We start from the raw sequence: 19,959 nt of genomic DNA, 5'->3' as shown, positions 1-19,959 counted from the left end.
TCGGGTTCACGGTTCCAGGGGACGGACCACCACCGTCAGCCCCTCCGCGCTGCTCAGTCGTGCGCCGGGGCCGACCAGTTCCGTCGTACCCCCGCCGTGCTCGCGTGCCCGGGTGACGACCCCGGCCAGGTCCTCGACGCCCACCGTCAGTTCCCACTGCGGGGCCCCGTCGGCGGCGTCCGCGGGGAGGAAGTCGGCGTGGGCGAGTGGCGCGCCAGCCACCTCCGTATAGAACTGCCGTGCCATGTCCGGCTGTTCGCAGGAGAGGGTCATGCGGTACGGGGCTCCAGGCGTGCCCGGCGGGACGTCCCACCCGGCGTCCTCCGTCCGCTGCCACAGGGCGAACGCGGCGCCCACCGGGTCGATCAGCGCGGCGATGCGGCCCTGGTCGCCGGCGTCGAAGGGCGGGACGACGAGCTGCGCCCCGCGCTCCGTGGCGGCGGCCACGCGGCGGTCGGCGTCGTCGACCGCCAGGTAGTAGGCGATGTGGGCGGGCGTCCCCGGCGGATGGACGGGGTTCGCGAGGTCGCTCACGCCGCCGATCCACCGCCCGCCGACCGCTATCTTCGTGGCCTTGCGCCAGTCGTCCTCGTCCACCGCGAAGTCCCAGCCCATCACCGCCGAGAAGAAGGCGGCGGTGCCGGGCAGATCATGGGTCTTGAGGTCCATCCAGCAGAACCCGTACGCGGCCATCGTGGCATGCTCCCTCTCGTCACAGCGCTGCGTGGGGTGAGAACGTGCCGGAGTGGATACCCGTACGGTTGCCCGGCCGCCCCTGCCGACGGCGGTGACCTTCGCCTCTTACAGGTGTCGGACGGCATCCGCATCCCCCGTGATGGCATAAAAGTTTACCCATCGCGACCAAGGGTCATGCGCCACGCGGCCACAATTTCTTCCCCTATCGGGCTGAACTTTTGTTGATCGTGGGCCAGTTGGCCCGTACGTCGCCCTACCCTTCAGAGGGTGAACCAACTGATGTCCCGTGCGTCCGAAGAGGTGTCCGACGACGTGCCCGGAACGGAGTCCGCTCCCGCGGAAACGCTTCCCGGCGCGCTGCCCGAAGCGCTGCGTGCCGAACTCGTCGCCTTCCGGCGCGACTTGCACATGCACCCCGAGCTCGGCAACCAGGAGTTCCGTACGACCGCGGCCCTCAAGGCCCGGCTCGAGGAGGCGGGCCTGGCGCCCCGTGTGCTCGCCATTGGTACGGGGCTCGTCTGTGACATCGGGAACGGGGTCTCCCCTGCTCGAGCGGGGTCGACAGCGCGGGGGAGGGACGGCGTACGGCCCATGCTCGCCCTGCGCGCCGACATCGACGCGCTGCCCATCCCGGACACCAAGGTCGGCGTGCCGTACCGCTCCACCGTGCCCGACCGCGCCCACGCCTGCGGGCACGACGTGCACACCACCGTCGTCCTGGGCGCCGGACTCGTCCTCGCCGAGCTGGCGAAGCAGGGCCGGCTGCCCTTTCCGGTGCGGCTCGTCTTCCAGCCCGCGGAGGAGGTCCTGCCGGGCGGCGCGGCCGACGCCATCAAGGAAGGCGTCCTCGACGGCGTAGGGAAGATCATCGCCGTGCACTGCGACCCCCGCGTCGACGCCGGCCGCATCGGCCTGCGGCACGGCCCCATCACCTCCGCCTGCGACCGCCTGGAGGTCTCGCTCGACGGGCCCGGCGGGCACACCGCGCGGCCGCACCTCACCACCGACCTCGTCACCGCCGTGTCCAGGGTCGCCACCGAAGTCCCCGCCCTGGTCGGCCGCCGGGCCGACGCCCGCTCGGGCCTCTCGGTGACCTGGGGCCGCATCGAGGCGGGCCACGCCTGCAACGTCATCCCGCAGCACGCCGAACTCTCCGGCACCGTCCGCTGCCTCGACCTCAAGGCCTGGCGGGAGGCGCCCGACCTGGTGCACGGCGCGGTCCAGGAGGTCGCCGACCTCTACCGCGCCAAGTCCGAGATCAACTACGTGCGCGGGGTGCCCCCCGTCGTCAACGACCCCGCGGTCACCGACCTGCTGCGGGACGCCATGACCGAGCGGCGCGGCCCGCTCTCCGTCGAGGACACCGAACAGAGCCTCGGCGGCGAGGACTTCTCCTGGTACCTGGAGCACGTGCCCGGAGCCATGGCCCGGCTCGGCGTGCGCAGGCCGGGGGAGCGCGCCGTCCGCGACCTTCACCAGGGAGACTTCGACGCGGACGAGTCCGCCATCACCGTAGGCGTCGAACTCTTCACCGCCGCCGCCCTGTTGGACGCGGGACTCTAGCGGCGAGACAGGGCGAAAGAGCCGGTTGTGCCCGCCCCGTTCACGCGGACGCAATCGGCTCCTGCCAGGAAAAGCACGAAGAGGTAACGGCACCTGGAGAAACCGTTCCCCTCCCTTTCTACGCGCGTTAATGTGCGCCGAAATCAGCGCCGTACGCGGCGCGTTGGGGATCAAGGGGTGCTTCCTGTGCGTCGTCTCTCTCGGAAATCTCGACCATCTCGTACGCGGAAAACTCGTGCCACGCGCGCCACTCACGCCACCCGTATCGCCGCGGCCCTCGCAGTCCTCGCCCTCGCCGCGGCCGGCTGCGGCAAGACCAGCAACGAGGCGTCGCAGGACGACGACAAGGACACGGGCTCCGCGGGCTCGTCGTACAAGGACAAGGGCATCGGCCTGGCCTACGACATCGGCGGCAAGGGCGACCAGTCCTTCAACGACGCGGCGTACGCGGGTTTCTCGAAGGCGCGCAAGGACTTCGAGATCGGCGGCGTGGACATGGAGCCGGGCGACGGCGAGTCCGGCGCCGACAAGAACCAGCGCATCGAGCAGCTCGCCAAGCAGGGCTACAACCCCGTCGTCGGGGTCGGCTTCGTCTACGCCCCGGCGGTGGAGGCCGCGGCGAAGAAGTACCCCGACACCACCTTCGGGATCATCGACGACAACACCGTGAAGGCGGACAACGTCGCGGACCTGGTCTTCCACGAAGAGGAAGGCTCCTATCTCGCGGGCGTCGCAGCCGCCAAGGCGAGCAAGACCGAACACATCGGATTTGTGGGGGGCGTGGACATTCCGCTCATCCATAAATTCGAGGCGGGATTCGTGCAGGGCGCGAAGTCCGTCAACCCGAAGATCAAAATCGAGAAGCGTTATTTGACCGAGAAGCCCGAGGAGGGCGGATTCTCCAGCCCGGACCGGGGGCAGAACGCCACGAGCGGGCAGATCGAGGCGGGCGCCGACGTCATCTACCACGCCGCGGGGCTCTCGGGCCAGGGCGTCATCCAGGAGGCGGGCTCGAAGAAGGTCTGGGCGATCGGCGTCGACTCCGACCAGTACCAGCAGAAGGCCCTCGCCAAGTACAAGGACTACATCCTCGGCTCGGCCCTCAAGGACGTCGGCGGCGCGGTGTACGACCTGACGAAGTCGGTCGTCGAGGGCGACCCGATGACGGGCGAGCAGCGCTACGACCTCAAGTCGGGCCGCGTCGGCTTCGCCGATTCCAACCCGAGGTACACCGCGATGAAGGACGTCGTCGCCGCCGTGGACAAGGCCGAGGAGGACATCGTCAGCGGCAAGGTGAAGGTGAGGACGACTCCCTAGGAAACCTCTGGAGAGACCCGCAGGGAAATCCCCACAATTCGGTGCCGGTCCGACCCGTCCCGAGTTGTACGTACCACCCCCGCTCGGGTTGTACGTATTACGTGGATCAAGGTTGTACGTAGCACTCCTTCTGCCACCTGGGCGCCCTCTGTTGAAGGGGGCGCCTTTGGCGTGTTCTCACCCCTGACATCCGCCGTACGCCTCGTGGCCACAGCTCGATAACGGACCGGACAGAAGGGTTCTTATGTCAGGTCTACGCGCGTTACGCTGCGGCGAAATCGGCGCCGGGTGAGGCGCCCGTACGTGCTTGTACTTGCTTGTGCTTGCTTGACTCAAGGAGTTCGTCTCTATGCGCCGGGTGTCTCGAATAGCTGTCGCGGGCGCCGCGACCGCCGCGCTTGCCGTAACCGTCTCCGCCTGTGGTGGCACGTCCAGCGACGCCGCCGCGAGCAAGGACGACAAGAACAAGGGCGTCGCCATCGCCTACGACGTCGGCGGCGCCGGCGACCAGTCCTTCAACGACGCCGCGACCGTCGGCATGAAGAAGGCCGCCAAGGAGTTCAAGACCGGCGAGAAGGCCGTCGAGCCCGTCGACGGCGAGTCGGACGCCGACAAGACCCAGCGCCTGACGCAGCTCGCCAAGCAGGGCTACAACCCGGTCATCGGCGTCGGCTACGCCTACGCGCCCGCCATCAAGGAGGTCGCGGAGAAGTACCCGAAGACCACCTTCGGCATCGTCGACGACGAGACCGTCAAGGCCGACAACGTCTCCGACCTGGTCTTCAGCGAGCAGGAGGCGTCCTACCTCGCGGGCGTCGCCGCTGCCAAGGCCTCCAAGTCGAAGACCGTCGGCTTCGTCGGCGGCGTGGACGTGCCCCTCATCCACAAGTTCGAGGCGGGCTTCGCGCAGGGCGTCAAGGACACCGACCCCAAGGTCAAGGTCGTCAAGCAGTACCTGACCGAGAAGGCCGAGGACGGCGGCTTCTCCAGCCCCGACAAGGGCAAGACCGCCGCGCAGGGCCAGATCGAGAAGGGCGCCGACGTGGTCTACCACGCCGCGGGCCTCTCCGGTCAGGGCGTCATCGAGGCCGCCGCAGCCAAGAAGGTCTGGGCGATCGGCGTCGACTCCGACCAGTACAAGCAGGACGCCCTCGCCAAGTACAAGAAGTACATCCTGACTTCGGCGACCAAGGACGTCGCGGGCTCCGTCTACAACCTCGCGAAGGCCGTCGAGAAGGGCAACGCCAAGGGCGGTGTCGTCCGCGCCGACCTCAAGTCCGGCGGCGTCGCGCTCGCCGAGTCGAACCCCGAGTTCATGAAGATGAAGGACGTCCAGGCCGCGCTGGAGAAGGCCGAGGCCGGCATCAAGGACGGCAAGATCAAGGTCAAGACCACGCCGTAACGGCGTCGGCAGACCGATCCGACTGCCGTGACGGCAGCGTGATTCTCGTGCGACGGGGTGTGGGGGACGATGGTTCACCCGCGCCCCGTTCGCGCGGACCACACCCCAACGTCCCGCGAGAGCCGGGAAGTTCGGATCCACCAGGGGCTTTCCGGCTCACGGAACGTCCCCCCGGGGAGTGTCCCGTCCAGGAACCTCCCCTCATAGCAGGGGCACTGCGCGCGTAGGCGGCCCCTTTCCCTCCGGCCCTTCAGGCCTTCCGGCCCCCGAGGAGAGTGCGCCATCGACGCGTCCACCAGCCCTCCGCCCACCGCCAAGGCGTCAACCGCCCGCGGTGGCACCGCCGTTGAGCTCAGCGGCATCACCAAGCGCTTCCCGGGCGTCGTGGCCAACCACGACATCCACCTCGCCGTCCACAAGGGCACCGTGCACGCCCTGGTCGGCGAGAACGGCGCAGGCAAGTCGACCCTGATGAAGATCCTCTACGGCATGCAGAAGCCGGACGAGGGCACCATCACCGTCGACGGCGAACAGGTCGCCTTCTCCAGCCCCGCGGACGCCATCGCCCGCGGCATCGGCATGGTGCACCAGCACTTCATGCTCGCCGACCAACTGACCGTCCTGGAGAACATCGTCCTCGGCAGCGAGAAGCTGCACGGCATCGGCGGCGCGGCCCGCCGCAAGATCGTGGAGATCTCCGACCGCTACGGCCTCGGCGTGCGCCCCGACGCGTACGTGGAGGACCTCGGCGTCGCCGACCGGCAGCGCGTGGAGATCCTCAAGGTCCTCTACCGCGGCGCCACCACGCTGATCCTCGACGAGCCCACGGCCGTGCTCGTGCCGCAGGAGGTCGACGCGCTCTTCGACAACCTCCGCGAGCTCAAGTCCGAGGGCCTGTCCGTCATCTTCATCTCGCACAAGCTCGGCGAGGTCCTCTCCGTCGCCGACGACATCACCGTCATCCGGCGCGGCACGACCGTCGGCACGGCGATCCCGTCCGAGACGACGCCGCGCCAGCTCGCCGAGCTGATGGTGGGCAGCGAGCTGCCCACTCCCGAGACGGCGGAGTCGACGGTCACCGAGCGCGCGATGATCCAGGTCGAGGGCCTCAAGCTGCTCGCCGAGGGCGAGTCGGGCCGCGCGCTGCTCGACGACATCTCCTTCACGATCCACGAGGGCGAGGTCCTCGGCATCGCGGGTGTCGAGGGCAACGGCCAGACCGAGCTGATCGACGCGCTCATCGGCCTCAAGCACGCCGACTCCGGTGTGATCCGCATGGCCGGCGAGGACATCACCGGACACCCCACGCGCAAGCGGCGCGAGGACGGCATCGGCTACATCCCCGAGGACCGCCACCGCCACGGCCTCCTCCTGGAGTCCCCGCTGTGGGAGAACCGCATCCTCGGCCACGTCACCGAGAAGCCCAACGCGAAGGGCTTCTGGCTCAACCTCAAGGGCGCCCAGGCCGACACCCGCCGCATCGTCGAGGAGTACGACGTCCGTACCCCCGGCATCGACGTGACGGCCGCCTCGCTGTCCGGCGGCAACCAGCAGAAGCTGATCGTCGGCCGCGAGATGAGCCACAAGCCGCGCTTCCTGATCGCCGCCCACCCCACCCGCGGTGTGGACGTCGGTGCGCAGGCGCAGATCTGGGACCAGATCCGCGAGGCCCGCCGCGAAGGCCTGGCCGTGCTGCTGATCTCCGCGGACCTGGACGAGCTGATCGGCCTCTCCGACACCCTCCGCGTCATCTACCGCGGACGGCTCGTCGCGGACGCCGACCCGGCCACGATCACGCCCGAGGAGCTCGGTTCGGCGATGACGGGCGCGGCCTCCGGCCACCTCGAGCACGTAGAAGAAGGCCCGGAGACTCCGGAGGACGAGGCCCGATGAAGAAGTTCGACAAGGAGCGTCTGCTCCTCGCGGTGGCCGGACCGGTCATCGCGCTGATCGCGGCCGTGGCGCTGACCTCGGTCGTGCTCCTCGCCTCGGGCAAGAGCCCGATCGAGCCGTACACCCTGATGCTGGAGCAGGCCACCTTCTCCGACGTCCAGGTCCTGATCATCAACCAGGCCGGGATGTACTACCTGGCGGCCCTCGCGGTGGCCATCGGCTTCCGCATGAACCTGTTCAACATCGGTGTGGACGGCCAGTACCGGCTCGCCGCGATGGTCACCGCCGTCGTCGGCGCGCACGTCGCGCTGCCGTCCTTCCTGCAGATCCCGATGCTCATGCTGGTCGCCATGCTCACCGGCGCCTTCTGGGCCGGCATCGCGGGCATCCTGAAGACCACGCGCGGCGTCAGCGAGGTGGTCGCCACGATCATGCTCAACGCCATCGCGACGAGCGTGATCGCCTACCTCACCCTCACCGAGAACTTCGGCGTCCCGGTCGGCAACAACCAGACGACCGGCGTGATGGAGAAGTCCGGCTGGTTCCCCGGCATCAAGGTGGCGGGCGGCGAGATCTACGGCTTCGTGGTCATCGCGGTCCTCGCGGGTGTCCTGTACTGGCTGGTGCTCAATCGCACCCGGTTCGGCTTCGACCTGCGCGCCACCGGCGCCTCCGAGTCGGCCGCCGCGGCCAGCGGCGTCAACGCCAAGCGCATGGTGCTCAGCGCGATGCTGATCTCCGGCGCGGTCTCGGGCCTCGCGGGCCTGCCGATCCTGCTCGGCGACACCCACACCTACAGCCTCTCCTTCCCCGCGGGCCTCGGCTTCACCGCCATCGGCATCGCCCTGCTCGGCCGCAACAACCCGGTCGGCATCGCCTTCGCCGCACTGCTCTGGGCCTTCCTCGACAAGGCGTCGCCCGCCCTCGACTACGCCCAGCCGGAGCCGTACGACAAGGAGATCGCGGTGATCATGCAGGGCCTCATCGTGATCGCGGTCGTCGTCTCCTACGAGGCCGTGCGCCGCTGGGGCCTGAGCCGTCAGCAGCAGCGCGTCGGCGAGGAACTGGCCGCCGCCGCACGGGCCAAGGCCCCCAGCGCCGGCAACGGCAACAACGGCAACAACGACTCCGTGAAGGAGGTGGCTGCCCGATGAGCACGGCAACCGTCGCCAAGCCCTCGGCCAAGCAGCCCGCGCCGGGCCGCCGCCGCGTCTCGCTCCCCGTCCTGCTGCTGATCATCGCGGGCGTCCTGGTCCTGACCTCCGTGGTCCGCATGATCACCGGCGCCGACGGCATCACCTCCACCGGTCAGATGTCGACGGCCCTCCAACTCGCCGTGCCGATCGGCCTCGCGGGCCTCGGCGGCCTGTGGGCCGAGCGCGCGGGCGTGGTCAACATCGGCCTCGAAGGCATGCTGATCCTCGGCACCTGGTTCGGTGCCTGGGCCGGCTTCCAGTGGGGCCCGTGGGTGGGCGTCCTCTTCGGTGTCCTGGGCGGTGCGCTCGGCGGTCTGCTGCACGCGATCGTGACGGTCACCTTCAACGTCAACCACATCGTCTCCGGTGTGGCCCTCAACATCCTGGCCCTGGGTGCCACGCGCTACCTCTCCACCTTCGCCTTCGAGGGCGAGGAGGGCGGTACGTCCAAGCAGTCGCCGCCCGTCGAATCGCTCGGCACCTTCTCCGTGCCGGGGCTCTCCGACTGGCTCTCCGACCTCAACGGCAAGCACTGGTTCCTGGTCTCGGACCTGGCGGGCCTGCTCGGCGGTCTGATCACCAACCTCTCCCCGCTCACCGTGGTCGCCGTCGCGATGATCCCGCTGAGCTGGTGGATCCTGTGGCGCACCTCCTTCGGTCTGCGCCTGCGGTCCTGCGGCGAGAACCCGATCGCCGCCGAGTCGCTCGGCGTCAACGTCTACAAGTACAAGTACCTGGCCGTGGTCGTCTCCGGCGGCCTCGCGGGTCTCGGCGGCGCCTTCCTCTCGCTGGTCGCCTCCAACATCTACCTGGAGGGCCAGACCGGCGGCCGCGGCTACATCGGCCTCGCCGCGATGATCTTCGGCAACTGGATGCCGGGCGGACTCGCGCTGGGCGCGGGCCTGTTCGGTTACACCGACAGCCTGAAGCTCCGGGGTGGCGGCACGAACGTGCACGCACTCCTGCTGCTCCTGGCGATCCTGCTGGTCATCGGCGCGATTTACCTGGCCTGGCGCAAGCGGTACGTCCCCGCGGTGATCACCGCGGCCGTCTCCGCGCTGATGTTCCTGTGGTACGGCTTGACCGACGAGGTGCCCAACCAGGTCGTCACCGCGACTCCGTACGTGGTGACCCTGCTGGTCCTCTCGCTCTCCGCCCAGCGGCTGCGGATGCCGAAGGCGGACGGAATGCCGTACCGAAAGGGACAGGGCAAGTGACGACTGCTGCCGCGGACACCGACTGGGACACCCTCAGGGAGGCCGCGCGCGAGGCCATGTCCCGCGCGTACGCGCCCTATTCGGGCTTTCCGGTCGGCGCCGCGGCACTGGTCGACGACGGCAGGACCGTCTCCGGCTGCAACGTGGAGAACGCCTCCTACGGCCTCGGCCTGTGCGCCGAGTGCGGTCTGATCTCGCAGCTCCAGCTGACGGGCGGCGGCCGCCTCACGCACTTCACCTGCGTGGACGGCAAGGGGGACATTCTGATGCCGTGCGGCCGCTGCCGCCAGCTGCTCTACGAGTTCGGCGGCGCGGAACTCCTCCTGGAGACGCCGTCGGGCATCCGGACCCTGGGCGACATGCTCCCCGACGCGTTCGGCCCGCAGCACCTCAACTGAAGCCGGGCCCCCGTCCGTTGACGGGGGCCTTCTCCACACCTCCGCTCTATGCGCGTAGAGTCGATCCGGTACGACGCCGTATCTGCTGGAAGGACATGCCATGGACGTCATCTCCGTCATCCGCACCAAGCGCGACCGGGGCGAGCTCAGCGACGAACAGATCGACTGGGTCATCGACGCGTACACGCGCGGCGCGGTCGCCGACGAGCAGATGTCGTCCCTCGCGATGGCGATCCTGCTCAACGGCATGAACCGCAAGGAGATCGCCCGCTGGACGGCCGCGATGATCGCGTCCGGCGAGCGCATGGACTTCTCGTCCCTGTCCCGCCCCACGGCGGACAAGCACTCCACCGGCGGCGTCGGCGACAAGATCACGCTGCCGCTCGCCCCGCTGGTCGCCGCGTGCGGCGCGGCCGTGCCGCAGCTGTCGGGCCGCGGCCTCGGCCACACCGGCGGCACCCTCGACAAGCTGGAGGCCATCCCCGGCTGGCGCGCCCTGCTCTCCAACGAGGAGATGCTGAACGTGCTCGACGGCGTCGGCTCGGTCATCTGCGCGGCGGGCGACGGCCTGGCCCCCGCCGACAAGAAGCTGTACGCGCTCCGCGACGTGACCGGCACGGTGGAGGCGATCCCCCTGATCGCTTCTTCGATCATGTCCAAGAAGATCGCCGAGGGGACGGGCTCGCTGGTCCTGGACGTGAAGGTCGGCACCGGCGCCTTCATGAAGAACCTCGACGACGCCCGCGAACTGGCCTCCACCATGGTCGAGTTGGGCACGGACAGCGGCGTCCGCACGGTCGCGCTGCTCACGGACATGTCGACCCCGCTCGGCCTGACCGCGGGCAATGCCCTCGAAGTACGGGAGTCGGTGGAGGTCCTCGCGGGCGGCGGTCCTGCGGACGTCGTCGAGCTGACCCTCGCGCTCGCCCGCGAGATGCTGGACGCGGCGGGCCTGAAGGACGCCGACCCGGCGAAGGCCCTCGCGGACGGCTCCGCGATGGACGTGTGGCGCCGGATGATCGCGGCACAGGGCGGCGACCCGGACGCGAAGCTGCCGGTGGCCCGCGAGAAGCACGTCGTGACGGCGCCGTCGTCCGGCGTCCTGACCCGCCTCGACGCGTACGACATCGGCGTCGCGGCATGGCGCCTCGGCGCGGGTCGTGCGCGCAAGGAGGACGTGGTGCAGGCGGGGGCGGGCGTCGAACTCCACGTCAAGCCGGGGGCGGCCGTGACCGAGGGCCAGCCGCTGCTGACCCTCCACACGGACACGCCCGAGCGCTTCGCGTACGCGCTGGAGTCGGTGGAGGGGGCGTTCGACATCGCTCCCGCGGGGACGGAGTTCTCGGCGACGCCGATCGTTTTGGACCGGATCGGCTAGGAGCTCGGCGGCGGTTCTGGTACGCCGACTGCGGGTTGTCCGTGGCTGATCGCGCAGTTCCCCGCGCCCCTTTCAGGGCACGGTCTGCCCTTCCGTACCTGGACCCGGCAGGGGCATTCCGCGTATGCAGGGATGAGTCGCATCCTGCGCGGGAAGGGCAGCCACCTTGCACGACCACGAACACAGCCGGGCCGCCGGGGCCGGGCCCGTCCGCGGCCCGGCCCCGCGGCATGCCGTCCAGGACTCGGCACCGCCCGCCGGACTCCTCGCCCTCCAGCACGCCGCGGGCAACGCGGCCGTCGTCCAGCTGCTGCGCCGGTCCGGGCACGCATGGGCGGGCGAGCAGCCGCAGGTGCAGCGCTCGGCCGTGCACGACGTGCTGCGTTCACCGGGGCGGGCCCTGGACGACGCGACCCGCACCGACATGGAGGCCCGGCTCGGCGCCGACTTCTCCGACGTACGCATCCACAGCGACGCCGCGGCGAAGGCCTCGGCGGCGGAGGTCGGCGCCCGTGCCTACACCTCAGGCAGCCATGTCGTCATAGGGGAGGGCGGGGCCGACCGGCACACCCTCGCCCATGAGTTGACCCACGTCATCCAGCAGCGCAAGGGCCCGGTCGCGGGCACCGACAACGGCGCGGGCCTGAAGGTCTCCGACCCCTCCGACCGGTTCGAGCGCGAGGCGGAGGCCAACGCCCACCGCGCGCTGACGGGCGACGCACCCGTGGTGGCCGCCCCGGAGTCCGACGCGACCCCCACCGGCGGCATCCAGCGCACCGGCATCCAGCGCTACGCCTCCGGCCGGGTCAAGAGCCTGGTCAGCGAGCAGGGCGAGGGCCCCTACTTCGAGTCGCAGTCACCGCAGGGCGTCCTCGTCCCCGACCCGGACCGCGTCTCGAAGCACTCGGTGGACCACCTCGGGGCCCGCACCCACGACCCGTTCCAGCAGGACGTGGAGGAGGAGACCGGGCAGCAACTGCCCGCCGGGGAGCTCGGACTGCCCCTGAGGGTCGCGGGAGACGGCACGCTGGCCGTGCACGACACCGAGCGCGAACCGAAGGAGTTCTACGCGGAGCCCGGCGTCCTCGCGGCGAGCAACCAGGCACTGACGGACGCCGGCAGCAACTACACCCTGGAGGCGCGCGGAGCGCGGATCTCCGTGCAGAACCCGTCCGACCCGCGCCAGGGCGTCGAACTCGTGCGGGTCCAGCCGAGGACGAGGGAGAACCCCAAGAACTCCGAGTCGGGCTTCGCGAACCTGATGAAGTCCGAATGCATCGACGTGGCACGGGAGTTGATGGGCGGCGGCAGGCAGACGGACGTCGTCCTGACGGGCGGCGTCAGGCCTTGGGGGAACAGCACCGCGGACTCCGTGGCGGGTGAACTCGCCGACCGCGTCGACGCACCGGAGGAAACCGTCCCGCAGCGGTACGGCGGCGCCCTGCGCGAGCATCCCGACGAGATGGACGCGGCGTCGGCGGACCTCGGCGTGAACAAGGCCGCGGCCCCCGAGGTCGGCGAGGGCTACACGACGGTCTCCCTGGGCCAGGGCGACAAGCTGGACTTCGCCGAGTCCGCCACCCCCACGGAACGGCCCCAGGACATCTGGGGCTTCCACTTCGCGGGCGTCGCGGCGCTCAGCGCGGACGGCCAGGACCGCGTCACCCTGGAGAACTACACCAGGACCGCGAACTCCGGGGACGCGCTGCAGGAGCTTCTCCCCAAGCTGGTGGAGGAGTTCAAGAAGAAGACCGCCATCCCGCTGCTCCGCCCCGGCGGCAAGACGCCGCCCACCGGCTTCGACATGGACCGCCTGAACAAGCTGCTGCGCGAGCTCTCCGGAAGCGCCGCCAAGGCGGGGGAGGAGTTCAAGCGGCTCTCGGACGCGAAGAACGAATGGAACAGCAAGTGGTTCTTCCGCATGTACGGCTCAGGGGCGGGCCAGACGTTCCATGAGCAGCAGTACGACAACGGGCGCGGCGACTTCGTGAACCCGCTGACGCTGCGGGTCCGCAAGCGGCAGCAGCCGACGGAGTCCTGACCGCCGCAGGCACCGATGAGTTCCACCGGCCCCGCGAGTCATCCTTGCGTGGCCGATTCCGAAGAGAACCTCATCCGCATCGCCGGGCCCCTGGGCCCGGACGATGTCCCGTCCCTGTGCCAACAGGTCGCGACGGCCCGGCACGGGCCCGGCGGCGATGTGATCTGCGACGTCGCCGCCGTCACCACCGCCGACCTGCCCACCGTCGACGTCATCGCCCGTCTGCAGCTTGCCGCCCGCAGGGCAGGGAGCCGGATCCGCCTCAGGAATCCCACCCCCGCCCTGCTGGCCCTGCTCGGGCTCGTCGGCCTCGTCGAACTCCTCGGCCTAGTCGTCGAGATGGAGGGGTACCCCGAACAGCGGGAACCACCGCTGGGTGTCCAGGAAGCAGTGGAAGCCGGCGATACGGCCCTCTGAGATCTCGATGACCTGGATCGACCAGGGCATGAAGCCGCCCTTGTCGGGGTCGGGCTTGTACTGCGCGAAGCCCGGCGTGCCGTTCACGTTCACCGGCAGCAGGCGGCCGTTGGCGCACGGGGCGCCCATCGTCGACATGAAGCCCGTGATGTCCGCGGTGCCGCGCAGCCAGAGGTCGAACGGCGGCATCGTCATGACGGCGTCCTCGGCGAGCAGCGCGGTGAGCGCCGCCATGTCATAGCCCTCGAATGCGGCGACATAGCGGTCGAGGAGCTTCTGCTGCTCCTCGTCCAGCGGGTCGGAGACCGCGGCGTCGTCCTCGGGCCGCTCGGCGAGGGTGGCGCGGGCCCGCTGCAGCGCGCTGTTCACCGAGGCGACCGAGGTGTCGATCAGCTCGGCGACCTCGCTGGCCTTCCACGCGAGGACCTCGCGCAGGATGAGCACCGCCCGCTGCTTGGGCGGCAGGTTCTGCAGGGCGGCGACGAAGGCCAGGCGCACCGACTCCTTGGCGACCGCGGCCTCGGCGGGGTCGCTGAGGCTCGGCAGCACACGGGCGTCCGGCATCGGCTCCAGCCAGGTGTTGTCCGGGCGCGGAGTGAGCGCGGCCTGGGCCAGCGGTGCGGCGGCGGTCAGGTCCATGGGGCGCGCGCGGCGGTTGCCGGCGTTCAGCATGTCCAGGCAGACGTTCGTCGCGATGCGGTACAGCCACGAGCGGACGCTGGAGCGGCCCTCGAACTTCTCGAAGCTGCGCCAGGCGCGCACCATCGTGTCCTGCACGGCGTCCTCGGCCTCGAAGGCCGAACCCAGCATCCGATAGCAGTACCCGGTCAGTTCGACCCGGTGCTTCTCCAGCGTGACGTCCAGATCGGTCGTCGTCCCTGCGGCGTCGCTCATCCCAACCCACCCCTGCGATTCCGAGAAGGGCCCGAGAGTGAGGCCCGACACTTCGGAAGCTACAGGAGCCCACTGACAACGGCCCCCGGAGTGGGAAAAACAGCAGGTCGAATCCGTCGGCGCGCGGTGAATCCGTCGGCGCGCGGTGAATGCGTCAGTGCTCGGCGAATCCGTCAGTACACGGCGAGTCCGTCAGTGCGCGGCGGCCACGACCCCGCGCCGCTCCTGCGTCCGCGCGGCGTGCGAGCCCCACACCGTGATCGACACGACGCCGAGCACCGCGAGGATCCCGAGCCCCACCGTCCCGGCCCAGCCGCCCGCGTGGAAGGCGACCGCGCCGAGCGTGCCGCCCGCGCTGGAGCCCAGGTAGTACGCGGACTGGTAGAGCGCGGATGCCTGGGCCCGCCCGGTGGTGGCCGTACGGCTCACGGACGAGGACGCCACCGCGTGCCCCGCGAAGAACCCGGCGGTGATCAGCACGAGCCCGAGCAGCACGAGGACCAGCGAGGCCGAGAGCGAGAGCAGCAGTCCGCCCGCCGTCGTGCTCACCGCGAGGTACAGCGCCCCGCGCCGCCCGAGCCGCGCCACGAGCCTGCCGGCCGCCGCGGAGGAGACCGTACCGACGAGGTAGACGAGGAAGATCGAGCCGATGACGCCCTGGGGGAGCGAGAACGGCGCCTCGGTGAGGCGGTATCCGATCACCGTGTAGACCGCGCCGAAGACGGTCATGAACAGCGCCCCGATCGCGTACAGACGGCACAGGAGAGGGTTCGACAGATGCGTACGCACCGTACGCGCAAGGGACTTGGGGCTCAGCGTGCCGGGCGTGAAGTGCCGCGGTGCGGGCAGCAGCGCGCGGAACGCGAGGGCGCACAGCACCGCGACGATGCCGACGACCCCGACCGCCACGCGCCAGCCCCAGGCCTGCGCGACCCAGCCGGTCACGATGCGCCCGCTCATGCCGCCGATGGAGTTGCCCGCCACGAACATACCGATCGCGGCGACCAGCGCCTTGGGCCGCACCTCCTCGGCGAGGAACGCCATCGCGGACGCGGGGAGCCCGGCGAGGGCCGCGCCCTGCACGGCGCGCAGCGCGATCAGTACCTCGACCGACGGGGCGAAGGGCACGACGAGCCCCACCGCGACCGCGACGGTCAGGGACGCGGTCATCACCGCGCGCCGCCCGTAGCGCTCGCTGAGGGCGCTGAGCGGAAGGACGAAGAGGGCCAGTGCGCCGGTGGCCGCCGACACCGTCCAGCTGGCCGTGCTCGCGCTCACGCCGAAGTCGGCGGAGACGAGGGGGAGAAGGGCCTGCGTGGAGTAGAGGAGGGCGAAGGTGGCGACGCCCGCGAGGAAGAGCGCGAAGCTCATGCGGCGGTAGCCGGGCCCGCCGGGGGTCAGGCGTGTGTCGGTGGAAGGGGACGGCGGGGGGAGGGCGACCGCATGGGTGGCGGCCGCCCCGCTACTGGCAGGAGGCATGCCATGAACGTACGACCACCTTTTTGATGCGTCCAATGCATGGAAAAGCCATAATCGTTCCCATGCCGCATCAGCAGAGGTCACAGCAGCGCCTGTCACGGAACAGTGACGCGGAGGACATCGTGACGCTGCTCGCGCCCCGCCTCGCGTACTTCGCGGGCGTCGCCCGCACCGAGCACGTCACGCGCGCCGCCCAGGAGATGCAGATCCCCCAGTCGACGCTCTCCCGCGCCCTCGTACGCCTGGAAAGGGACCTCGGCGTCGACCTGTTCGCGCGCCGCGGCCGCACCGTCTCGCTCACCCCGGCGGGCCGCACCTTCCTTGCCTCGGTCGAGCGGGCGCTCGGCGAGGTGGAGCGCGCCGCCGATTCGGTGCGGGCGGACGCCGACCCGGCCTCCGGCAAGGTCGCCTTCGGCTTCCTGCACACCATGGGCTCGGAGACCGTGCCGGGCCTGATCCGCGCCTTCCGCGCCGACCACCCGCGCATCCGCTTCAGCCTCGTCCAGAACTACGGCGAGGCGATGCTGGAGCGGCTGCGCGCGGGCGAGCTCGACCTCTGTCTCACCTCGCCGGTGCCCGACGCCCCCGACCTGGTCGCCCGCCGCCTGGACGAGCAGCGCCTGCGCCTGGTCGTCCCCGACGACCACCGCCTCGCCTCCCGCAAGCGCGTCCGCCTCGCCGAGACCGCCGACGAGGCCTTCGTGACCCTGGAGCCCGGGTACGGCCTGCGGCGCATCACGGACGACCTCTGCCAGGAGGCGGGCTTCAAGCCCCGCGTGGCCTTCGAGGGGGAGGAGGCGGAGACCCTGCGCGGCCTGGTCGCGGCGGGCCTCGGCGTGGCTCTCCTGCCCCCACCGGCCGTGCCCCGCCCGGGAGTTGTGGAGCTGACCGTGACGGGCCAGCGGGCGGTGCGTGAGATCGGCGTGGCCTGGCTGGGCGGCCACCCGGACACACCGCCGGTGGCGGCGTTCAAGGAGTTCCTGCTGAGCCGGAAGGGCAAGCTGCTGCATTCGAGCTTGTCAGGGGGGTCCCTCCCCGCTCCTCAAGGGCTTGGGGGAGATTGAGGGCGAACTCGGCGAAGCCGGTGATCGACGCCGGGCCCACCGCGGGGTCACCGTCGAAGCGACTGACCGAAGCCGGAGGCGAGCGGCATGCGCAGACCCAGCGGCGGCGGTGCCGCCAAGGCGTCCTCCAGGGGCCGGGCGAAGTCCGTCCCGAACAGCACGCCCATCACGAAGTCCGAGGCCAGCGCCAGGACTTCGGACTGATGCTGATGCAGCCGGTGCCCGTCGGAGTGCACCTCGAACCGGCACACGTCGCGGTTCGCCTTCTTGGCCCGCTCGGCAAGCCGGAACGACAGCTCGGGATCGGTCCGCTCGTCGTTCGTGCCGTGCACGATGAGCACCCGCCGCCCCATGAGCTGCTTCACCGGCTCCGGCGGCGCCGCCATGTCCGCCTCGGGAAGCCAAGGGGCCAGCGCCAGAACGGAGTTGACCGCTTCGTGGCCGCCCGCGCGCAGCGCCGCACGACCGCCCATGTCCACTCCGGCCAGGCAGATGGGGACGTCGCCGTAGAGACGTACGATCTCGTCCGCCGCCCAGGTCGTGTCGTGGGCGAGCTGCGCCTGCGCGCCGTTCCAGCCCCGGCAGCGGTAGTGCACGACATGCGTGGCGAGGCCTGCCTCGCGGCCGTCGTGGGCCAGTCTGCGCCCCAGTGCCCGCACGCCGACGGTCGCCATCGGCGAGGGCTTGCGGGTGGAGGTCTCGGTGCCGCCGGGCAGCAGGAGCACCACTCCGCTGACCGCCGAGGGCGCCGTCCCGATCACGCGCCCGAGCCTGGCCGCGCCCGCCGGCCCCGCGGTCCCTTGCTGTGCCATGACAGAACAGTGTCAGAAGCCATGGTGTACGCCACCCGTCCGCAGGGTCACTGTTACGTATCGACCAGTGAGTTCTACGCGCGTAGGGGCTACAGTGCCGAAATGACGAGCCAGACTCACACCACCGGTCACACGGACCGTGAAACGCCCAGCGCCGAACAGATCCGCCGCGCCCCGAAGGTGCTCCTGCACGACCACCTCGACGGCGGCCTGCGCCCCGGCACGATCGTCGACCTCGCCCGCGAGACGGGGTACGACGGCCTGCCCGAGACCGACCCCGACAAGCTCGGGATCTGGTTCCGCGAGGCGGCCGACTCCGGCTCCCTGGAGCGGTACCTGGAGACCTTCGCCCACACCTGCGCGGTGATGCAGACGAAGGACGCCCTCAAGCGCGTGGCCGCCGAGTGTGCCGAGGACCTCGCCGAGGACGGCGTGGTCTACGCCGAGATCCGGTACGCCCCCGAGCAGCACCTGGAGAGCGGCCTCACCCTCGAAGAGGTCGTCGAGGCCGTGAACGAAGGCTTCCGCGAGGGCGAGCGCCGCGCGAAGGCGAACGGCCACCGCATCCGCGTGGGCGCGCTGCTCACCGCCATGCGGCACGCCGCCCGCGCCCTGGAGATCGCCGAACTCGCCAACCGCTACCGCGACTTGGGCGTCGTCGGCTTCGACATCGCGGGCGCGGAGGCGGGCTTCCCTCCCACCCGCCACCTCGACGCCTTCGAGTTCCTCAAGCGCGAGAACAACCACTTCACGATCCACGCGGGCGAGGCCTTCGGCCTGCCGTCGATCTGGCAGGCCCTGCAGTGGTGCGGCGCCGACCGCCTCGGCCACGGCGTGCGGATCATCGACGACATCGAGATCGCCGACGACGGCACCGTGAAGCTCGGCCGCCTCGCCTCCTACGTGCGCGACAAGCGGATCCCTCTGGAGCTCTGCCCGACCTCCAACCTCCAGACGGGCGCCGCCACGTCCTACGCCGAGCACCCCATCGGTCTGCTGCGCAGGCTGCACTTCCGTGCGACGGTGAACACCGACAACCGCCTGATGTCGGGCACCAGCATGAGCCGCGAATTCGAGCACCTGGTCGACACTTTCGGCTACACGCTCGACGACATGCAGTGGTTCACAGTCAATGCGATGAAATCAGCATTCATTCCTTTCGATGAACGGCTGGCCATGATCAACGACGTCATCAAGCCCGGCTATGCCGAGCTGAAGTCCGAATGGCTGTTCCGCCAGACCGTCTCGACCAGCGCTTCTGTCGGGAACTGACGGAAGTTCGTTCGCCTTTGCGTACGGCGTCAGCGGCCGGGAGTTCTCGACTCCCGGCCGCTTTCCGTTGTTTGCGGCCCGTGATCGGGGCTGTTTACGGTCGTTGAACCGCTCAAAGCCCCCCCCAAGCAAACCGCTCAGCAAAGACGTTAAGGACGCATTGAAGATGAAGCAGTCTGCCGCCAAGACCCTCGGTGTCGCCGCCCTCGGTGCCGCCTTCGCCGCCGCCGGTGCCGGTGCCGCGAACGCCGCCCCCGCCGTCCCCGACGCCGCCGCTGCCCTCGGCACCGTCTCCTCCGTGCTCCCGCTGGAGGACGCCGCGAAGACCCTGCCCGCCGGTGCCCCCGAGTCCCTGGCCGCCGGACAGAACGCCCTCGCCAGCGGTCTGAGCACCGCCAAGCCCACCGTCGAGCAGACCGCCCCCGCGGTGGGTCTCGCGGGCGACAAGGCCGGCCCCACGCCCGGCGGCGACCCGGTCTCCGGTCTGCTCGGCGGCCTGCCGGTGAGCCCGGACAACCTGCCGGTGAGCAGCAGCAGCCTGCCGGTCGGTGGCGCGGGCGGCGGCCTGCCGGTCAGCATGGTCTGACTCTCTTCCCGTACATGCGCCGATGGGGCGCCCCTCACAAGGAGGGGCGCCCCATCGGCGTACTGCGGTATGGCCTGTCGGTCACCAGGCCTGGCGGGCCTTGCTCTCGGAGGGCAGCAGGACCCACAGCGCGATGTAGAGCAGGAACTGCGGGCCCGGCAGCAGACAGGAGAGCACGAAGATCACGCGCATCGTCGTCGCGGAGGTGCCGAAGCGCTTGGCCAGGGCTGCGCACACTCCGCCGATCATCCGGCCGTTGGTGGGGCGGGCAAGGGCGGTCATGTCGGGCTCCTTCGCGAACCGTGGGTGTGAGGCTTCCTCGTCGGCCTCGATG

Annotated in this window: 18 protein-coding genes; 13 read left to right on the top strand and 5 right to left on the bottom strand. The window is 70.3% G+C overall.

The features are described from left to right. Positions 1 to 6: 6 nt before the first annotated feature. Positions 7 to 693, bottom strand: coding sequence for a VOC family protein (locus AB0B50_RS17850; RefSeq protein WP_362332131.1), 687 nt, complete (start codon positions 691 to 693; stop codon positions 7 to 9). A 282-nt stretch (positions 694 to 975) separates the two neighbouring features. Here AB0B50_RS17850 and AB0B50_RS17845 point away from each other — a divergent pair, with 282 nt between their 5' ends. From AB0B50_RS17845 to AB0B50_RS17800, 10 genes are all read left to right on the top strand, one after another. Next, on the top strand, positions 976 to 2,259 hold the full coding sequence (locus AB0B50_RS17845) for an amidohydrolase (RefSeq protein ID WP_362332792.1): 1,284 nt from the start codon (positions 976 to 978) through the stop codon (positions 2,257 to 2,259). 264 nt (positions 2,260 to 2,523) lie between these two features. After that, positions 2,524 to 3,576 carry a BMP family ABC transporter substrate-binding protein gene (locus AB0B50_RS17840; protein WP_362332789.1) on the top strand — a complete coding sequence of 351 codons (1,053 nt, stop codon included), beginning with the start codon at positions 2,524 to 2,526 and terminating at the stop codon, positions 3,574 to 3,576. 349 nt (positions 3,577 to 3,925) lie between these two features. Beyond that, positions 3,926 to 4,978 (top strand): BMP family ABC transporter substrate-binding protein, encoded by a 1,053-nt coding sequence (locus AB0B50_RS17835; RefSeq protein WP_362332129.1) that lies wholly within the window; start codon positions 3,926 to 3,928, stop codon positions 4,976 to 4,978. Between the two features lie 282 nt (positions 4,979 to 5,260). After that, positions 5,261 to 6,871 (top strand): ABC transporter ATP-binding protein, encoded by a 1,611-nt coding sequence (locus AB0B50_RS17830; RefSeq protein WP_362332786.1) that lies wholly within the window; start codon positions 5,261 to 5,263, stop codon positions 6,869 to 6,871. Beyond that, the gene (locus tag AB0B50_RS17825; RefSeq protein ID WP_362332126.1) at positions 6,868 to 8,025 is read left to right on the top strand and encodes an ABC transporter permease; all 1,158 of its coding nucleotides are present in this window, start codon (positions 6,868 to 6,870) and stop codon (positions 8,023 to 8,025) included. Before AB0B50_RS17830 ends, AB0B50_RS17825 begins: the two co-directional genes overlap by 4 nt. Next, positions 8,022 to 9,284 (top strand): ABC transporter permease, encoded by a 1,263-nt coding sequence (locus AB0B50_RS17820; protein ID WP_362332123.1) that lies wholly within the window; start codon positions 8,022 to 8,024, stop codon positions 9,282 to 9,284. The genes AB0B50_RS17825 and AB0B50_RS17820 overlap by 4 nt, the downstream gene beginning before the upstream one ends. After that, positions 9,281 to 9,682 carry a cytidine deaminase gene (locus tag AB0B50_RS17815; RefSeq protein WP_362332120.1) on the top strand — a complete coding sequence of 134 codons (402 nt, stop codon included), beginning with the start codon at positions 9,281 to 9,283 and terminating at the stop codon, positions 9,680 to 9,682. The genes AB0B50_RS17820 and AB0B50_RS17815 overlap by 4 nt, the downstream gene beginning before the upstream one ends. A 100-nt stretch (positions 9,683 to 9,782) precedes the next feature. Further along, on the top strand, positions 9,783 to 11,060 hold the full coding sequence (locus AB0B50_RS17810; RefSeq protein WP_362332117.1) for a thymidine phosphorylase: 1,278 nt from the start codon (positions 9,783 to 9,785) through the stop codon (positions 11,058 to 11,060). A gap of 166 nt (positions 11,061 to 11,226) precedes the next feature. After that, on the top strand, positions 11,227 to 13,101 hold the full coding sequence (locus AB0B50_RS17805) for a DUF4157 domain-containing protein (RefSeq protein ID WP_362332115.1): 1,875 nt from the start codon (positions 11,227 to 11,229) through the stop codon (positions 13,099 to 13,101). Between the two features lie 48 nt (positions 13,102 to 13,149). Next, entirely contained in the window at positions 13,150 to 13,518 is a 369-nt protein-coding gene (locus AB0B50_RS17800) for an STAS domain-containing protein (protein WP_362332112.1), read from the top strand. Here the strand turns inward: AB0B50_RS17800 and AB0B50_RS17795 are convergent. Both AB0B50_RS17795 and AB0B50_RS17790 read right to left on the bottom strand, forming a co-directional pair. After that, positions 13,429 to 14,412, bottom strand: coding sequence for a sigma-70 family RNA polymerase sigma factor (locus tag AB0B50_RS17795; RefSeq protein WP_362332109.1), 984 nt, complete (start codon positions 14,410 to 14,412; stop codon positions 13,429 to 13,431). The genes AB0B50_RS17800 and AB0B50_RS17795 overlap by 90 nt on opposite strands. Before the next feature lie 192 nt (positions 14,413 to 14,604). Next, the gene (locus tag AB0B50_RS17790; RefSeq protein ID WP_362332106.1) at positions 14,605 to 15,891 is read right to left on the bottom strand and encodes an MFS transporter; all 1,287 of its coding nucleotides are present in this window, start codon (positions 15,889 to 15,891) and stop codon (positions 14,605 to 14,607) included. 62 nt (positions 15,892 to 15,953) lie between these two features. Between AB0B50_RS17790 and AB0B50_RS17785 the strand changes: the two genes are divergently transcribed. Continuing rightward, positions 15,954 to 16,955, top strand: a complete 1,002-nt coding sequence (locus AB0B50_RS17785; protein WP_362332103.1) for a LysR family transcriptional regulator — start codon at positions 15,954 to 15,956, stop codon at positions 16,953 to 16,955. 47 nt (positions 16,956 to 17,002) lie between these two features. Here the strand turns inward: AB0B50_RS17785 and AB0B50_RS17780 are convergent, their stop codons facing one another. Further along, positions 17,003 to 17,767: an alpha/beta hydrolase gene (locus AB0B50_RS17780; RefSeq protein WP_362332100.1), complete on the bottom strand. Its 765-nt coding sequence runs from the start codon at positions 17,765 to 17,767 to the stop codon at positions 17,003 to 17,005. A gap of 102 nt (positions 17,768 to 17,869) precedes the next feature. Between AB0B50_RS17780 and AB0B50_RS17775 the strand changes: the two genes are divergently transcribed. Together AB0B50_RS17775 and AB0B50_RS17770 are read left to right on the top strand one after the other, a co-directional pair. After that, on the top strand, positions 17,870 to 19,039 hold the full coding sequence (locus AB0B50_RS17775) for an adenosine deaminase (RefSeq protein ID WP_362332097.1): 1,170 nt from the start codon (positions 17,870 to 17,872) through the stop codon (positions 19,037 to 19,039). Between the two features lie 166 nt (positions 19,040 to 19,205). Continuing rightward, positions 19,206 to 19,625: an ATP-binding protein gene (locus AB0B50_RS17770; protein ID WP_362332094.1), complete on the top strand. Its 420-nt coding sequence runs from the start codon at positions 19,206 to 19,208 to the stop codon at positions 19,623 to 19,625. Between the two features lie 81 nt (positions 19,626 to 19,706). On the opposite strand, the gene AB0B50_RS17765 is transcribed toward AB0B50_RS17770, so the two are convergent. Further along, the gene (locus tag AB0B50_RS17765; RefSeq protein WP_362332091.1) at positions 19,707 to 19,907 is read right to left on the bottom strand and encodes a PspC domain-containing protein; all 201 of its coding nucleotides are present in this window, start codon (positions 19,905 to 19,907) and stop codon (positions 19,707 to 19,709) included. Positions 19,908 to 19,959 lie beyond the last annotated feature (52 nt).

It is taken from the genome of Streptomyces sp. NPDC041068 (genome assembly GCF_040647455.1).
Taxonomy (GTDB): Bacteria; Actinomycetota; Actinomycetes; order Streptomycetales; family Streptomycetaceae; genus Streptomyces.
This window is presented reverse-complemented; position numbering and strand designations above follow the sequence as displayed.

Bases quoted from the DNA above. Each gene is read 5' to 3' on its own strand.
- AB0B50_RS17775 (WP_362332097.1), top strand. From the start codon at position 17,870: ATGACGAGCCAGACTCACACCACCGGTCACACGGACCGTGAAACGCCC.
- AB0B50_RS17795 (WP_362332109.1), bottom strand. From the start codon at position 14,412: ATGAGCGACGCCGCAGGGACGACGACCGATCTGGACGTCACGCTGGAG.
- AB0B50_RS17850 (WP_362332131.1), bottom strand. From the start codon at position 693: ATGGCCGCGTACGGGTTCTGCTGGATGGACCTCAAGACCCATGATCTG.
- AB0B50_RS17810 (WP_362332117.1), top strand. From the start codon at position 9,783: ATGGACGTCATCTCCGTCATCCGCACCAAGCGCGACCGGGGCGAGCTC.
- AB0B50_RS17845 (WP_362332792.1), top strand. From the start codon at position 976: ATGTCCCGTGCGTCCGAAGAGGTGTCCGACGACGTGCCCGGAACGGAG.
- AB0B50_RS17825 (WP_362332126.1), top strand. From the start codon at position 6,868: ATGAAGAAGTTCGACAAGGAGCGTCTGCTCCTCGCGGTGGCCGGACCG.
- AB0B50_RS17780 (WP_362332100.1), bottom strand. From the start codon at position 17,767: ATGGCACAGCAAGGGACCGCGGGGCCGGCGGGCGCGGCCAGGCTCGGG.
- AB0B50_RS17765 (WP_362332091.1), bottom strand. From the start codon at position 19,907: ATGACCGCCCTTGCCCGCCCCACCAACGGCCGGATGATCGGCGGAGTG.
- AB0B50_RS17835 (WP_362332129.1), top strand. From the start codon at position 3,926: ATGCGCCGGGTGTCTCGAATAGCTGTCGCGGGCGCCGCGACCGCCGCG.
- AB0B50_RS17790 (WP_362332106.1), bottom strand. From the start codon at position 15,891: ATGCCTCCTGCCAGTAGCGGGGCGGCCGCCACCCATGCGGTCGCCCTC.
- AB0B50_RS17770 (WP_362332094.1), top strand. From the start codon at position 19,206: ATGAAGCAGTCTGCCGCCAAGACCCTCGGTGTCGCCGCCCTCGGTGCC.
- AB0B50_RS17820 (WP_362332123.1), top strand. From the start codon at position 8,022: ATGAGCACGGCAACCGTCGCCAAGCCCTCGGCCAAGCAGCCCGCGCCG.
- AB0B50_RS17785 (WP_362332103.1), top strand. From the start codon at position 15,954: ATGCCGCATCAGCAGAGGTCACAGCAGCGCCTGTCACGGAACAGTGAC.